A 14626-nucleotide genomic window follows, 5' to 3' on the forward strand; every position below is an offset into this window, starting at 1 on the left:
GCGCGAGCCGAAGGCCCCGGCCGATGCCGGGGAAAGCGAGATGGGCTAAAATCCCAGACGTCGAAGCGTCTCGCGGTTCGCGCGAACGGCGGCGGAAGGATCGGTTCCGGCATGGTCCGATTCTTCTTCCACCACGATCCAGCCGATAAATTGCGGCGCATTGCGAACGGCCGAAATCACGGCAGGCACGTCGCAGACGCCTTCGCCGAGCATCGCCCAGGTCCCGCCGGCGTCGACATCCTTCAGATGCACGTAACGGATCCGGTCCCGGTGGGCCGCCAGCGTGTCGCCGATCTGCTGGCCGCCACGCAGGATATGGCCGGTATCCGGCACCCAACCCACTTGTGGATCCAAGAGAGCAAACAGCTGATCATAGTCGTTCCGCGTGAACAGCAGCGTGTTGTGGTGCGAGGAAGGATGGACAGCTACAGTGACGCCAGCCGACTGTCCAATCTCGGTCGCACGATTGTAGCACTCGGCCGCAATGGCAAATTTCTCATCGCGTGGACCATCCGAGACAACCGTCGCCGATCCCATCGATACCATCGCACCGGGAAAGTTCGCCGCGAAATCCATCCATCGCCGCGCCGTTTCGAGATCGGAGGCAATCTTTTCCGCCACCGTGAAACCGCTGGCGGAGCCGAAGGCAAAGGAAACCAGCGCCAAGCCGGCATCCGTCAGGGTGCGGGCAAAGTCGGCAGGCTTGAGCGCGTAGTGACCGATCATCGTATCGGTGATTTCGAGACCGGCATATCCGCCATCGGCAATGGCGCGCACCAGATCATCCGGACCGCCGCCCCAACCCGTGCCCAGCATCTCCCAGGTGAATGTTTGGCAGCCGATCTGCGGCTCAGCATTTTTCATATCGCGGTCCTGACCTATTCGTTGATGACAGCCGATACCGAAGCCGGCGGCTTCCCCGCGCGTGCAATCCTCGGGGGCTTCGCCGGCCTTGCCAAACCTCTTCCGCCTGGAGAGGCGGCCGAAGACTGGAACGGCGGTCTCTTCAGCGGGGATTTCTACGCCAGCGTCTTGCCATTACGTACGGTCAAATGTTACCGTGCGTCAATATATTTTATTCCTTGCGCTTAAAATGTAACGCACCCTCAACCCTTCGCACCCGCAACGGCAAAATCAGGTTCTTCGATGACACAGACCAATGGCATGAAACTCAGGATCGGCGTTGTGGGATGCGGCAACATTTCGTTCGCCTATATGCGCAACGCGCCGCTGTTTCGCGGCGTCGAAATCATCGCCTGTGCAGACCTCAACGCAGACGCCGCCAAGCGCCGCGCAGCTGAGTTCGATCTGCGTGCGGCTGACGTCGATAGCCTCATCGACGACAGGAACATCGACCTCATCCTCAATCTGACGATCCCGGCCGCGCATTTTGACGTTTCGATGCGGGCGCTGTCGGCGGGCAAGCATGTCTTCACGGAGAAGCCGCTCGGAGTCACGGCCGCCGAAGGACGCCGGTTGGTGGATGCCGCCGCCGTAAAGGGCCTCATGCTCGGCTCGGCGCCAGACACGTTCCTGGGGGCGGCCGGACGCCATGCCCGGCGGCAGATGGAAGCCGGCGCCATCGGCAAGCCGGTGACCGGGACAGCCTTCATGATGGGGCGCGGCATGGAGCACTGGCATCCGGATCCCAGCTTTTATTACCAGGCCGGCGCCGGCCCGGTCATGGATATGGGGCCTTATTATCTGACGATGATGGTCAATCTGATGGGGCCGATCCGCCGTGTGCAGGCCGTCGCCACAAGCGGGCAGGAAGAGCGGCTCATCACGGCGGAGGGACCGAAGCAGGGCACCACGTTCAAGGTCGGCACGCCGACCAGCGTGCTGTCGTTGCTGGAATTCGATTGCGGTGCCACGGTCACCTTCGGCACCTCCTGGGACGTCTTCCGCCACTCCAATCACCCCATCGAGCTCCACGGGACCGAAGGCTCGCTGCGTCTGCCCGACCCCGACAATTTCGGCGGCTCCGTCGCGCTCTCCAGCCGCGGCGCGCCCTGGCAGGAAACGGATACATCAGGCGAACTCTTTGGCGCCGTCAACTGGCCGATCGCAGCGCCTGATCGCGCCAACTACCGCATGCTGGGCCTTGCCGATCTCGCACGCGCAATCATCGAGGGCCGTGCGCCGCGTGCTTCGGGCGATCTCGCTCTCCATGTGCTCGAAGTCATGGAAGCGATCCTGCGTGCCGGTGAAACCGGTGTCGTGCAGACCATTCCGGGTATTGTCGCGCAGCCAAAAGAATTGCGGGAAGACGAAGCGAGGAGTTTGCTGGCATGACACAACTGGATGAATCCGCCAAACGTGCGCTTGCATGGCCTGGCGATCCGCAAACGCCGGTCGAAAGCTGCACGCCGGCGCTGGCGCGGCAGCAATATCTCGATAGTTTCGCAGACATTCAACGGCCGCTCGAAGACGTAGCCGAGATCCTGGAAAGGCATGCGGGCGCAATCCGGTTGAATATATGGCGCGGCCGCGCTGCGCCGCGCCAGGGCGCGCCGGCCTTGCTTTATCTCCATGGCGGCGGTTTTGTCATCGGCGCGCCGGAAACCCATGAGGATATCTGCCGGACGCTTGCCAATATGGCAGGCGCCGTCGTGGTTTCGCCCGACTATCGCCTAGCCCCGGAACACCCCTTTCCCGCTGCCATTGACGACTGCGCCGCCACACTCGTCTGGATGACGGAGCAGGCGGATGCGCTCGGCATCGATCCCTTGCGAATTCTCGTCGCCGGCGATAGCGCCGGCGGCAATCTGGCCGCCGTCGTCGCCCTGCTGGCACGGGACGGACAGGTGCCGGCTGTCATCGGACAGGTGCTGATCTATCCGGTGACCGACCAGTTGCAGACAAGCGACAGCTTCTCACGGTACGAAGAGGGTTTCGGCCTGACGGCGGCGGCGATGAAATGGTTTCGAGACCACTATCTGCCGGACGCCGCGAGCCGGTCGGACTGGCGAGCCTCGCCACTGAACGTAGCATCGCTGGCGGGCGTGGCGCCGGCCCTGGTGATCCTTGCCGGATACGACGTGTTGTTCGACGAAGGGGCCGCTTATGCCGAGCGGCTCAGTACCGAGGCGAAGGCAACGACCCGGACCTGGCCCGGACAGATCCATGGCTTCGTGTCGAAGAGACGGGCCATTCCGGAGGGGCAAGCGGCCCTCGAAGCCATCGCAACGGCATGGCGCGCCATGGACCCAGCGCTTGCGCGTTGACGCGGAGACCCGTGCCGGCCTCAAGCCGACTCGCGCATGACCAGCGTTGCCTCGAGGATCACCTTGTTCGTCGCAGGGGTGGTCCCATCATCCTCGCTCTCGATATGCGACAGCAAAAGCTCCACGGATTTCGCAGCGATCTCGGGCGCGTTCTGGGCCATGGTCGTCAGCGACGGGCAGGTATATCGGCTAAGCGGGTGATCGTCGTGCCCGGCAATGCGTACGTCGCACGCGTCACTACGGCCGATTTTCAGTCGCGAAGCGAATGCGGCGGCCATCGCGCCGAAAGCGAAGCGGTCATTGGCGCATAGCAGCGTTTTGCCGGGAAGACCGCCTTTGGCAAGAATTCTCTGCATCTGCTCATATCCGAGACGCTCGAATTCCCAGGAAGGCGGTGCGTCGCAATCGATGACGAGCGGGGAATGCCCTTCCCTCGCCATCGTCGCGCGGTAGCCCGCCTGCCGCTCGCCGGCATTTTCGGTCATATGCGGAATTTCCAGGAAGATCGGCGGCTCACCGGACCGGCAGAGATACTGCACAATGGCTGCCATGCTTTGCGCGTTGTCGTTGCCGACATAAGGAAGGTCGGCGTCGGCAGGATTGTCGAAGCAGACGACGGGTATGGCATCCCTCAGCCTTTCCAGAGCGGAACGGCGCGAACCGGCTCCGAGCGGCGCCACGATCGCACCCGCGACCTTCAGCGAGAGCAAGGTCCGAACGGCCTCCGCCTCCAGCTCCGGCCGCGTGTGCGAAGAAATCTGGACAGGCCAGAATCCCTTTTCGCGCAACTCCAGCTCGATCAGCGACACGACCTGCACATAAAAGGGATCCGACATGGTCGGCACCAGAATCCCGATATTCCTGGTCCGCTTGCGATTGAGATGCCGCGCGAAAAGGTTCGGCTCGAAATGCGACTTCTTGAGAGCCGCCTCGATACGCTTGCGGGTCACCTCCTTGATCTGCGAGGGGTCATCGAAATATTTCGACAAGGTCGGACGCGATACGCCGGCGGCAGTCGCGAAGTCGTCCATCGATTTATAATTCTTCTTGGCCATTCAATTCCTTACTGGCGGACGACGACAACTGATCGGGAACGATTTCACTCAACGGCCGATCCTCTGATGCGCCAAATCATGCATTCGGCAATTTGTACAGGATGACCTTCGTATCCTGAATCGTCGAAAGTCACCGCGTAAGCCGGCGTGATCCGTCATTTTTGGTGCGGGCCCTGCCCTCCCTTTCGAAAATCGAAATAATCCCTTCACTGCGACTTGCGCCGTCTGCGCCGCGTGGTTGCAAAAGGTGCTTGTTTCAGCGCCCCAAATTCGAAAATTTGCAGTGAAGACGCCGGGTTCCACGCTTTTCACTTTGTTGGGTAAACTTTCATTTGTTTACGAAAGTAAAGAAAAAATGCGTCACAAGCAACACAAATGCTGCAGAAAAATACTGATGATGTCAATCAATTTTATGATTTTTTATCAATGATTTAACGCAACACGGGCGGTGAATGCCGGCCTCCCATCTTTTCCTGATCGCAGTTCTTCATTGACAGATAGGGGCTTCAGGGAACCTACTTTGCCTACGATCTTGAGGAGGATCGATTAACTGACAATCTTTGGGAGGCACAAATGAATATCAAAAAATTCGGCGTGACGATGCGGGCTGCCGTGGCGGTATGGGCGCTCTGCGCCACATCGGCATTTGCCGACACCACCATCGAGTTCATTCAATGGTGGGAACCCGAAATGCCGTCGGGCGCTCTGCGCGGCATCATGAACGATTTCGAAGCCAAAAATCCCGGCATCAAGGTGACGCTGGTCAGCGGCCCCTATGCCACGACGCGTGACCAGATCGTCGTCGGCGCCGCCTCGGGAACCCTGAGCGACGTGGTGGGCCTGGATGGTGCCTGGGTAAACGGGCTCTCCAAGCAGGGCGCGATCGCCTCCATGGACGAACTGATGGAGAAGGCGAAATACGACAAGAGCCAGATCACCGATATCGTCAAGGTCGATGGCAAGAGCGTGATGTTCCCGCTGGCATCCTTCGTCTACCCCGTCTTCGTGAACCTCGATATCGCCAAGGCCGCCGGCGTCGACAAGCTGCCGGCCACGCGCACGGAATTTGCCGAAGCCGCCAAGAAGATGACCGACGCCTCGAAGAACCAGTACGGCTGGGTCCTGCCGCTATCGCTGCAGTCTCCGAGCGGAATCCAGAACGACGTCATGTCTTGGGTCTGGGCCTCCGGCGCCTCAATGCTGAAGGACGGCAAGCCTGACCTCGAAAATGACGCAGTCGTAGGCACGCTCGACTATATCGCCTCCCTCAACAAGGAAGGCGTAATTTCCCCCGGCATTTTTGCCAAGAAGGAACAGGACAAGGTCGAGGAATTCGTCAATGGCCGCGTCGGCATGATGGTCGACTCCCTCGCCCATGTGAACCTCATCCGCGAGCGTAATCCGAAGCTCAATTTCGGCATCTCCGCTTTGCCGGCCACGGACGGCTACACCGGCAAGCGCGGCATGCCCTATGCCTCCTGGGGCATCGGCATCAGCGAAGGCAGCCAGCACAAGGAAGAAGCCTGGAAGCTCGTCGAATACCTGATGAGCCCTGACGTCAACGGCCGTCTCGTCTCGATTGCCAATGCCTTCCCCGGCAACGTCCATGCCAAGCCGGACTTCGTGGCCTCGGACCCGATCTTCGCGGAAGCCTTCAAAATCTTCCAGAGCGGTTATCCTGCAAACGAATTCGTCGGCCTTCCGGTTGCCGAAGAGCTGATGCGCGACATGAACGTCGAAGTTCAGAAGATGTTCGACGGCGGGCAGTCAGCCAAGGAAGCAGCTGCCAATACCGAGAAGGCTTGGCTGGCGAAGTTCTAAGCACGTCGCTTTCACGGATCACCGGCAGCGCAACCAGGCGCTGCCGGTGCAAGTCGTCAAATTTCGGCAGAATAGAAAGTCACAGCTCATGAATCATTCGGCTACGGCTCTGATCGCTGCGCAAGCCAAAGCGCGAAGAAAAGGATGGCTTCGTTACAGCACCTTGAGGAAGCTGGTGCCGTATTTCTACGTTTCGCCGGCGACCCTGCTGCTTGTCCTGCTGATGCTGTTTCCCATGGTGATGGTCTTCAAATATTCACTGATGGACGGCGCCATCATGAAAAAGGACGCTGCCTTCGCGGGCGTCCAGAATTATATGACCATCTTCGAGAATCCGGTCTTCTGGCAGTCGGTCGTGCAGACGCTTTATTTCACGATCATGAGCGTCATCTTTCACTTCATCATCGGCCTGGCCTTCGCGCTTCTGTTGAACACCAACCGGGTCGATCCGCTCATTCGCAGCATCCTGCGCGTGCTCTTCATCCTGCCCTGGCTGTTCACGGCCGTCATCATCGCCATCATCTGGCGCCTGCTGCTCGACCCGAACGGCGTCGTCAACAGCGTGCTGATGGCGCTCCATATCATCAACTTCAAGGTCGAGTGGTTCTCCTCCACGCGCACCGCCATCCATGCTTTGACCTTCGCAAACATCTGGGCAGGCTATCCGCTCTACATGGTCAGCCTGCTCGCCGGCCTCCAGGGCATTTCGAAGGAGCTTTACGAGGCGGCCGGTATCGATGGCGCCAACGAAATCCAAAAGTTCTGGTACATCACCATTCCGCAGCTGATGCCGATCATCATCAGCATCGCGCTCCTCGATTTCATCTGGACGATGCAGGTTTTTCCACTCGTATGGATGACGACGGGCGGCGGCCCGATCTATTCGACGGAAGTGCTCTCCACCTTCACCTACAAGCTCGCCTTCTCCCAGTATGAATTCTCGCTGGCTTCGGCGAGCGCAATGATCATCCTCATCATCTCGATGAGCGTCACCTACTTCTACATCAAACACCAGCAGCGCAGGTGATCCATGGCAAAGCGTTCCTTCAAGAGCTCCCTATTGCCGACCATCCTGACCTATCTCGGCCTGGCGATCGGCATCGTCTTTTCGGCCTTTCCGATCGTGTGGATGTTTTTCAGTTCGCTGAAGTCGAATACGGAAATCTTCGCCCTTCCGCCGCGGCTGTTGCCGGATGATTTTACGGTGGCCGCCTATCTGACGATCTTCAACGATCCCGTGAAAGTGCGGTTCTTCATCAACAGTTACTTCGTCGCCGGCGTCGTCACCGCCCTGACCCTGATTGTCGCGATCGTAACCGCCTACGGCTTCAGCCGCTACCAGTTCCGTTTCAAGAACACCTTGAACATCTTCATCATCAGCACCCAGACCGTTCCACCGATCACCCTTCTCATCCCCTATTTCGGAATGGTGGTCGCCTTCAGGATCTTCGATACCTATCTGGCGCTGATCCTGACCTACATGGTCTTCACGCTGCCTTACGCCGTCCTGCTGATGACAGGCTATCTCAACACCTTGCCGAAAGAGCTGGACGAGGCCGTCCTGGTCGACGGCGGCTCGAGCTGGACGGCCCTATGGCGCGTCATCGTTCCGGTCTCCATCCCCGGGATCGTCGCCACCGCGGTCTACACCTTCCTGCTGGCGTGGAACGAATTCCTCTTTGCGCTGACGCTGACAAAGTCGATGGACCTCAGAACCGTTCCGATCGGCATCCAGCTTCTAATGGGCCAGCACGCTTTCGAATGGAACGAAATGATGGCGATGAGCGTGCTCGGTTCCCTTCCCCTTCTGGTCCTTTACCTGGTTGCTCAACGCTACTTCCTGGCAGGCATGACCGCCGGCTCAGTCAAAAGCTGATGAGACGTCTCAGAGCCTGCGCCAGCCGCGTTCAAGATTGTTTGGGCAATATCGGCAAAGCCAAGCCCGGCGGGCTGCGAGGAGACCCATTTCGGCGCGTGTTGCAATTGTGAAAGAACCGGGATGATGTTGTTGACCCCGAAGGAGTTGCGGATAAAGCCAAACATCGGTGCATCATTTCGAGAGTCACCGACGAAGGCGGTCACAGCGGCTGTTTCATCGGGATCGACACCAAACATCTCGGTTAAAACGCGCTCGCTCATCGAGCGCTTGTTGTAATCACCGATCCAAGTGTTGATGTGAATGGAGCTGATCGCAACCGTTCCGCCAATGGCTTTTATACTGGATGCGAGATCCTCGACCTCACGCGGGTCGTGACCCTGAATATCGATCGCGACGTCCGCCAGCCGAAAGACCTGGTCGTGGGCAATTCTGAACGCCGCGCCCCTTCGCGAGACCAGCTCTTCGATTGCCTGGAGGTGCTGACGCTGGCGCTCGGTCTGGAGGGCGGCGTCCTCCCAATAGTCGAAGACGACTGCACCGTCCCGACGGGTGACACAATATGCGCCACTTTCGCCGATGACTGCGGCCACCGGCCAGGCACGAACGATATGTTCGCACCAACCGGCGGAGCCGCCCGTAACCGGCACGACGGCAATACCCGCCCGGCTGAGATCCCAGAGAGCTTCGTAGGTTTGTGGCAGAAGCTTGCCTTGGGTGGTCAGGGTATCGTCGATGTCGGTGAACAGGTAGCGCACATCCTGTAACTCACGAGCTGATGGCGCCAGGTTTACGTAGCTCATGTCATGTCCTCGCTGCATGTGACCACGTCCAAGCCGCTCTCGGCGAGGGCATTGATGGCGGCCGCTTCGCCAGGCAGCCGATCGGTGTAAAAACGGGTGAGTTTGCTGAATGGCGCCACACGCACGGAAGCGTTTCGCGTCCACTTGCTGACGTCGGCGGCCAGAATCTGCGTTTGCGAATTCTCAAGGAGGGCATTGGTGATTTGGGCTTCGCTATAGCTGAAGTCCATCAGACCGTTGAGCGGGCTTAAAGCGCCTGCGCCGACGACTGCGTAAGTCGCATAGAATTTTTCGACGAACTTGATCACATCCGTGCCCACCACGTCGCGATCGTCGTGACGCAAAAGACCGCCCGTCAAATGGACCTCGACACTCGGCGCGTCGCAAAGGCTCAAAGCGACGTGGATGTTGTTGGTGATCACCGTCAGACCCTGGTGATCACGCAACGCCTCTGCAACGAACCGAACCGTGCTGCCGATCCCCAGGAACACTGTCGCCTCTGCACCTATATCGGAAGCGACGCGCTTGGCGATCAGCCGCTTGGCCCGCCGATTGAGTTGGGCGCGGGCATTGAGCGAGATGTTGCTGCCCTCGACCGGTAGGTCGACGCCGCCGTGGAAGCGCCGGGCGTGCCCGAGATCGCATAATGCATTGATATCGCGACGGATCGTCTGCGTCGTCAAATCGTACCGGCGCGCCAGCTCCTCGATGTACTGAACACCTTCCGCTTCGATCAGCGCGAGGATCTCACGTTGTCGGCTCGATATGATCCGCTGCCCCATCGCCGCTCCTTACGTGAGGTAGACACTGGGGTCGTCTGTTATCACACCGGTCAAACCAACATCCCAGAAAGATGCGAGCCGCCTGGGATCGTTGCAGGTCCACGCCCGCACCGAGATGCCGCGACGCACGGCCTCCTCGAGAAACCCGATACTCAGTGCCTTGTAGTCGAGATGGATGGTCTTTGCGGGAATCGACCGAAGGACATCCAGCCAATCCGCAGGCAACTTGCTCCACAGCATGGCGAGCTCGTAGCTTGGATCAATCTCGTGCATTCCCTTCAACGCAGCGGCATCAAAGCTCGAGATCATGATCTTGGTGTGCGCCGCCCGCGCCTTCAGATGTTGATCAACGACTTTGACCAGTTGGTCGAGTGACTTGTGATGGGCATGCTGCTTGATCTCGACATTGGCGTTGAGGCCGAGTTCGCCAAGCGCCGAAACAACGCGGGCCAGCGTTGGCAGTGGTTCGCCTTTGAATTTAGGGCTGAACCATGAGCCCGCGTCGATGGCTTCGAGATCCGATGCGGTGAGGTCGGCAAGATTTCCCTTTGACGAGGAACAGCGATCGATAGAAACGTCGTGGATGACGACCGGCGTACCGTCGGCAAGAAGTGCAACGTCGAGTTCGACCCACTCCGCGCCTTGTTCAGCGGCCGCCCGGAAAGCGGCAATGGTATTCTCGGGCGCTATGGCAGAGGCGCCTCGATGCGCCTGAACTTCACTGCGTCTCGGGCCGGATCGCGGCTCTACGGTCGTCATCGTCTCATCACTTTCGTCGTCTTCTGGGTGGGATGGAGAAATAATAAACCGGAGTCAATCGGTGCGTTTTCCGGTATCGCTGTTGAAAGGGTGCATCGCGCCGACACGTGCGAAGACGTCGACATTTGCGTTCTCGGCAAAATCCGGACGCCCCGGTACGGTCAGGACGACCGTCTGCTGGCTCCCACCCAATCGCACATGCAGATGGCTTTCTCCCCCAATTGGCTCGAGCAACTCGACCGTTGCATTGAGACGAACGGAAGGCTCAACCGGCTTGGTGACGAGCAGCGCGTCTGGGCGAAGACCGACCATGTCGGTGCCGGCGGGCAATGCCAGGGCACTTTCGCTGTCGGCTGCCCTGAGGACGTCGATCGGCACAAGATTCATAGGCGGTGAGCCGATGAAGCTGGCGACAAACAAACTCGCCGGGCGATCGTAGACCGCCACGGGCGTGCCGACCTGTTCGACAAGTCCTCCGTTCATGACGACCAGCCGGTCTGCCAGCGTCATCGCTTCAAGCTGGTCATGGGTGACATAGATGCTGGTGGTCTTCAGGCGCCGTTGCAGCCGGCGTATTTCAACGCGCATCTGTACCCGCAATTTGGCATCGAGATTGGACAGAGGCTCATCGAAAAGGAAGGCGGCCGGCTCGCGAACGATGGCGCGCCCCATCGCAACACGCTGGCGTTGCCCGCCGGACAGTTCGCGAGGCTTACGATCCAACATCGGCCCGATTTCGAGGATCTCGGCCGCCTCCGCCACACGGCGGTTGATTTCCGCCCGTTCGGTGCCGCGATTTTTCAAACCATATTCGAGATTTCCGCGCACGGTCATATGCGGATAAAGCGCGTAATTTTGAAAGACCATGGCGATATCGCGGTCGGCGGGCTCTGCCTTGTTGACATCGCGGCCGGCAATCTCGACATGGCCCTCGCTGATGGTTTCCAGCCCGGCAATCATGCGAAGCAAAGTTGACTTGCCACAGCCGGACGGGCCGACGAGCACGATGAGTTCGCCATCCGCAACAGACAGGTTGATGCCTTTGACCGCCGGAACGGCACCATAATTCTTCTTGACGTCGATGATGTTGATCGTTGCCATTTCATTTCTCCGTTTCGACCAGGCCTTTGACAAAAAGGCGTTGCATGGCGACGATGACGAGGACAGGTGGCAGGGCGGCCAGAATGACCGCTGCCATCACGAGGTTCCAGCGCGGCTCGGCATCGGCAACCGCTGCCATGCGCTGGATTCCCATCACGACGGTATAGAAGCTCTGGTCGGTCGTTATGATGAGCGGCCAGAGATACTGGTTCCAGCCGAGCACGAAGAGGATGATGAAGAGCGCCGCGATATTGGTGATCGACAGCGGCAGCAGAATATCGCGGAAGAACTTCATCGGCCCTGCTCCATCGACACGGGCAGCCTCCATCAGTTCGTCAGGGACTGTCAGAAAGAACTGACGAAACAGGAAGGTTGCGGTTGCCGATGCTATCAGCGGAATGATGAGGCCGCCGTAATTGTTCAGCATTCCAAGGTCGGCGACGACCTTATAGGTCGGCACGATGCGCACCTCGACCGGCAACATCAGGGTGATGAAGATCATCCAGAATGCCAAGGTCCGGAACGGAAACCGGAAATAGACGATGGCAAAGGCCGAAAGGATCGAAATGATGATCTTCCCGACGGCGACGCCAACCGCCATGATCAGCGAGTTGATCATCATCGGCCCGATCGGCGGCGCCCCTGAGCTTGTCATCCCGGATGACAGCATCGTCGAATAATTCTCGATGATGTGGCTACCTGGTGTCAGCGGTACGACGCCTGACAAGAAGTCGTTTGGGCCGTGGCTCGATGCGATGAAAGCCACGTAGACCGGAAAGACCACGATCGTGACGCCAATGATGAGGACAAGGTGCGCCAGGAAATTTAGGAAGGGGCGATTTTCAACCATCCTTGGGATTCCTCAATATTGCACGCGGCGTTCGATGAAGCGGAATTGGACCGCGGTCAGCGCGATGACGATCACCATGAGAATGACCGACTGCGCCGCCGACGAACCCAAATTCAGTCCGATGAAGCCGTCGAAATAGACCTTGTAGACAAGGATTTCCGTCGCGCGCGCCGGTCCGCCTTGGGTGGTCGCATGAATGATGCCGAACGTATCGAACATCGCGTAAACGATATTGATGACGATCAGATAGAAGGTCGTCGGTGAGATCAGCGGGAAGACGATCGTCCAGAAACGCTTCATCGGCCCGGCTCCGTCAATGGCCCCGGCTTCCTGAAGCGAGCGCGGGACGGATTGCAGCGCAGCCAAGAAAAACAAGAAGTTATAGGAAATCTGTTTCCACGTCGCCGCGATCACGATCAGAACCATGGCATCATCGGGATTGATCAGATGGTTCCAGTTGATCCCCATCGCTCGCAACATATACGCGACGATACCGATCGACGGATTGAACATGAACCACCAAAGAATGCCGGCGATCGCGGGGGCGACGGCATATGGCCAAATGAGCAAGGTCGAATAAATTCGAGAGGTGCGCAACACACGCATTGCCGCTGCAGCCAGGAGCAGCGCAATTGACGTTGATAGCACCGTCACGAGAATGGCGAAGATGAGCGTGTGGCCAAAGGCATTGATGTAGATCGGATCGGCGAAGAGCCGACGGTAGTTTTCGAACCAGACGAAGCTCGTTTTGAAACCGAAGGCGTCCTGGCGCAGGAAAGATTGCCAGAATGCAGTTGCCGCAGGCCAGAGGAAAAAGACCACCGTCACGAAAATTTGGGGAGCGATGAGCAGGTAAGGCAAAAGCTTGTTGGGAAATACGGTCCGTTTGGTTTGCATGGGCCCTCACACTGACGGATGGGAAACGGGGGCCGGTCTTTCACCAGCCCCCGTCGCGGAGCCCATTAGTTGGCGGACTGGAAATCGCGAAGCTGTTCGTTGCCTCGTGCGACCACGGAATCAACTGCTTCCTTCGCCGTCTTCTTCCCGCCCAGCAAGGCCGCAAACTCATCGTCGATGATGCCACGCACCTGGACGTAGTTGCCGAACCGGATGCCCTTGGAATTGTCGGTGGGTGTCACCCGCGTCAGCTGCTTAATACCGATATCTGCTCCGGGATTCTTCTCGTAATAGCCCTGATCTTGGCCCAGCTTATAGGCAGCCTCGGTTATCGGCAGGTAGCCCGAGAACTGATGCCAATCGGCTTGGACGTCCGGCTTCTGCAGGTAAGTGAAGAACTTCGCGACACCTTTGTATTCCTCTTCCGGGCGACCCTTCAGCGTCCAGAGCGTGGCGCCGCCGATAATCGAGTTGAGCGGCTGCGGAATAACGTCGTCATAGTAGGGAAGCGGCGCAAAACCGACCTTGAAAGCCTTTGCGTTGTTGATGACCCCTGCCCGACCGGCGGACGAGTTCATGTACATCGCGCATTCCTGAGAATAGAACATCGGAGGAGCGTTATCGCCGCCGCCAGGTCCTCCGAATTTGAAGAGCCCCTCGTCCTGCCACTTCTTCAGGTTGCCCCAATGGCGGATCGTGAGATCATTGTTGAAGGTGAATTCTGCGTCCAAGCCGCCAAAACCGTTGGCCTTTGTGGAATACGGCTTATCGTGCAGCGCATTCAGGTTCTCAGTCTGGATCCACGAGATCCAGGCGCTGGTGAAGCCGCATTTGGCTGCGCCGGACTTCATGATCGTCCGCGAAAAGGCTTCAACGTCCGCCCATGTTTTCGGCGGCGTCTCCGGATCAAGCCCCGCCTTCTTGAAGACATCCTTGTTGTAATACATGATCGGCGTCGAGGAATTGAACGGCAAGGACAGAACGTTGCCGCTGGTGTCCGAGTAGTAACCGACGACCGGAGCAATGAATTTGCTCTGGTCCCAGGCCTCTCCTTCGTCCTTCATCAACTGGTAAACGGGATAGACCGCGCCTTGTGCTGCCATCATGGTGCCGGTGCCGACTTCGTAGACCTGCACGATTGCGGGCTGCTGGTTGGCGCGGAACGCAGCAATGGCGCCCGTCAGCGTCTCGTCATAAGTGCCTTTGAAGACCGGGACGATCTCGTAGTCAGATTGAGATGCGTTGAACCCCTTGGCGATCTGTTCAAGCTTCGCGCCATTCTCGCCGCCCATCGCGTGCCACCACTGGATCTTCGTGGCTGCCATTGCCGGAACGGATAACGATAGGCTGGTCAATCCTGCGGACAGGAAAAAAGCGATCTTGTTCATCCTCACTCCCACTTGTTGTCGGTCCGAAGCCTCCCGCTACGAACGTGAGCCCGATGGTAACAGGCGA

General features: G+C 58.7%; 14 protein-coding genes. 5 read left to right on the forward strand and 9 right to left on the reverse strand.

Annotated elements, in window-relative coordinates:
* Nucleotides 1–45: 45 nt before the first annotated feature.
* Nucleotides 46–864 (reverse strand): sugar phosphate isomerase/epimerase, encoded by an 819-nt coding sequence (locus HX899_RS06795; protein ID WP_138388882.1) that lies wholly within the window; start codon nucleotides 862–864, stop codon nucleotides 46–48.
* 282 nt (nucleotides 865–1146) lie between these two features.
* Between HX899_RS06795 and HX899_RS06800 the strand changes: the two genes are divergently transcribed.
* Together HX899_RS06800 and HX899_RS06805 are read left to right on the forward strand one after the other, a co-directional pair.
* Nucleotides 1147–2295 carry a Gfo/Idh/MocA family protein gene (locus HX899_RS06800; RefSeq protein ID WP_181291970.1) on the forward strand — a complete coding sequence of 383 codons (1149 nt, stop codon included), beginning with the start codon at nucleotides 1147–1149 and terminating at the stop codon, nucleotides 2293–2295.
* On the forward strand, nucleotides 2292–3227 hold the full coding sequence (locus HX899_RS06805; protein ID WP_181291971.1) for an alpha/beta hydrolase: 936 nt from the start codon (nucleotides 2292–2294) through the stop codon (nucleotides 3225–3227). The genes HX899_RS06800 and HX899_RS06805 overlap by 4 nt, the downstream gene beginning before the upstream one ends.
* Before the next feature lie 20 nt (nucleotides 3228–3247).
* Here HX899_RS06805 and HX899_RS06810 read toward each other — a convergent pair whose 3' ends face one another.
* A complete protein-coding gene (locus tag HX899_RS06810; RefSeq protein WP_181291972.1) occupies nucleotides 3248–4282 on the reverse strand; it encodes a LacI family DNA-binding transcriptional regulator in 1035 nt (344 codons plus the stop codon).
* A gap of 573 nt (nucleotides 4283–4855) precedes the next feature.
* On the opposite strand from HX899_RS06810, the gene HX899_RS06815 reads away from it, so the two are divergent.
* The 3 genes from HX899_RS06815 to HX899_RS06825 all read left to right on the forward strand — a co-directional run bounded on the left by HX899_RS06815 (nucleotide 4856) and on the right by HX899_RS06825 (nucleotide 7979).
* Nucleotides 4856–6103 carry a sugar ABC transporter substrate-binding protein gene (locus HX899_RS06815; protein WP_164051630.1) on the forward strand — a complete coding sequence of 416 codons (1248 nt, stop codon included), beginning with the start codon at nucleotides 4856–4858 and terminating at the stop codon, nucleotides 6101–6103.
* An 88-nt stretch (nucleotides 6104–6191) separates the two neighbouring features.
* A complete protein-coding gene (locus tag HX899_RS06820; RefSeq protein ID WP_181291973.1) occupies nucleotides 6192–7130 on the forward strand; it encodes a carbohydrate ABC transporter permease in 939 nt (312 codons plus the stop codon).
* Between the two features lie 3 nt (nucleotides 7131–7133).
* Nucleotides 7134–7979 carry a carbohydrate ABC transporter permease gene (locus HX899_RS06825; RefSeq protein WP_181291974.1) on the forward strand — a complete coding sequence of 282 codons (846 nt, stop codon included), beginning with the start codon at nucleotides 7134–7136 and terminating at the stop codon, nucleotides 7977–7979.
* Here HX899_RS06825 and HX899_RS06830 read toward each other — a convergent pair.
* The 7 genes from HX899_RS06830 to ugpB form a co-directional block, all read right to left on the reverse strand.
* The gene (locus tag HX899_RS06830) at nucleotides 7937–8782 is read right to left on the reverse strand and encodes an HAD family hydrolase (RefSeq protein ID WP_181291975.1); all 846 of its coding nucleotides are present in this window, start codon (nucleotides 8780–8782) and stop codon (nucleotides 7937–7939) included. The genes HX899_RS06825 and HX899_RS06830 overlap by 43 nt on opposite strands.
* On the reverse strand, nucleotides 8779–9564 hold the full coding sequence (locus tag HX899_RS06835; RefSeq protein ID WP_138388874.1) for a DeoR/GlpR family DNA-binding transcription regulator: 786 nt from the start codon (nucleotides 9562–9564) through the stop codon (nucleotides 8779–8781). Before HX899_RS06835 ends, HX899_RS06830 begins: the two co-directional genes overlap by 4 nt.
* Before the next feature lie 9 nt (nucleotides 9565–9573).
* Nucleotides 9574–10323, reverse strand: a complete 750-nt coding sequence (locus HX899_RS06840; RefSeq protein ID WP_138388873.1) for a glycerophosphoryl diester phosphodiesterase — start codon at nucleotides 10321–10323, stop codon at nucleotides 9574–9576.
* Nucleotides 10324–10377: 54 nt separating this feature from the next.
* Nucleotides 10378–11424 carry a sn-glycerol-3-phosphate import ATP-binding protein UgpC gene (locus tag HX899_RS06845; protein ID WP_180195489.1) on the reverse strand — a complete coding sequence of 349 codons (1047 nt, stop codon included), beginning with the start codon at nucleotides 11422–11424 and terminating at the stop codon, nucleotides 10378–10380.
* A gap of 1 nt (nucleotide 11425) precedes the next feature.
* Nucleotides 11426–12274: a sn-glycerol-3-phosphate ABC transporter permease UgpE gene (gene ugpE / locus HX899_RS06850; RefSeq protein WP_138388871.1), complete on the reverse strand. Its 849-nt coding sequence runs from the start codon at nucleotides 12272–12274 to the stop codon at nucleotides 11426–11428.
* A gap of 12 nt (nucleotides 12275–12286) precedes the next feature.
* The gene (gene ugpA, locus HX899_RS06855) at nucleotides 12287–13171 is read right to left on the reverse strand and encodes a sn-glycerol-3-phosphate ABC transporter permease UgpA (protein ID WP_138388870.1); all 885 of its coding nucleotides are present in this window, start codon (nucleotides 13169–13171) and stop codon (nucleotides 12287–12289) included.
* Nucleotides 13172–13236: 65 nt separating this feature from the next.
* Complete coding sequence (ugpB, locus tag HX899_RS06860; RefSeq protein ID WP_180195490.1) at nucleotides 13237–14559, reverse strand: sn-glycerol-3-phosphate ABC transporter substrate-binding protein UgpB; 1323 nt, start codon at nucleotides 14557–14559, stop codon at nucleotides 13237–13239.
* Nucleotides 14560–14626 lie beyond the last annotated feature (67 nt).

This window comes from Rhizobium sp. WYCCWR 11146 (genome assembly GCF_013591995.1).
Taxonomy (GTDB): domain Bacteria; phylum Pseudomonadota; class Alphaproteobacteria; order Rhizobiales; family Rhizobiaceae; genus Rhizobium; species Rhizobium indicum.

Bases quoted from the DNA above. Each gene is read 5' to 3' on its own strand.
- HX899_RS06815 (WP_164051630.1), top strand. From the start codon at position 4,856: ATGAATATCAAAAAATTCGGCGTGACGATGCGGGCTGCCGTGGCGGTA.
- HX899_RS06825 (WP_181291974.1), top strand. From the start codon at position 7,134: ATGGCAAAGCGTTCCTTCAAGAGCTCCCTATTGCCGACCATCCTGACC.
- ugpA (WP_138388870.1), bottom strand. From the start codon at position 13,171: ATGCAAACCAAACGGACCGTATTTCCCAACAAGCTTTTGCCTTACCTG.
- HX899_RS06800 (WP_181291970.1), top strand. From the start codon at position 1,147: ATGACACAGACCAATGGCATGAAACTCAGGATCGGCGTTGTGGGATGC.
- HX899_RS06840 (WP_138388873.1), bottom strand. From the start codon at position 10,323: ATGACGACCGTAGAGCCGCGATCCGGCCCGAGACGCAGTGAAGTTCAG.
- HX899_RS06845 (WP_180195489.1), bottom strand. From the start codon at position 11,424: ATGGCAACGATCAACATCATCGACGTCAAGAAGAATTATGGTGCCGTT.
- ugpB (WP_180195490.1), bottom strand. From the start codon at position 14,559: ATGAACAAGATCGCTTTTTTCCTGTCCGCAGGATTGACCAGCCTATCG.
- HX899_RS06835 (WP_138388874.1), bottom strand. From the start codon at position 9,564: ATGGGGCAGCGGATCATATCGAGCCGACAACGTGAGATCCTCGCGCTG.
- ugpE (WP_138388871.1), bottom strand. From the start codon at position 12,274: ATGGTTGAAAATCGCCCCTTCCTAAATTTCCTGGCGCACCTTGTCCTC.
- HX899_RS06795 (WP_138388882.1), bottom strand. From the start codon at position 864: ATGAAAAATGCTGAGCCGCAGATCGGCTGCCAAACATTCACCTGGGAG.
- HX899_RS06830 (WP_181291975.1), bottom strand. From the start codon at position 8,782: ATGAGCTACGTAAACCTGGCGCCATCAGCTCGTGAGTTACAGGATGTG.
- HX899_RS06805 (WP_181291971.1), top strand. From the start codon at position 2,292: ATGACACAACTGGATGAATCCGCCAAACGTGCGCTTGCATGGCCTGGC.
- HX899_RS06810 (WP_181291972.1), bottom strand. From the start codon at position 4,282: ATGGCCAAGAAGAATTATAAATCGATGGACGACTTCGCGACTGCCGCC.
- HX899_RS06820 (WP_181291973.1), top strand. From the start codon at position 6,192: ATGAATCATTCGGCTACGGCTCTGATCGCTGCGCAAGCCAAAGCGCGA.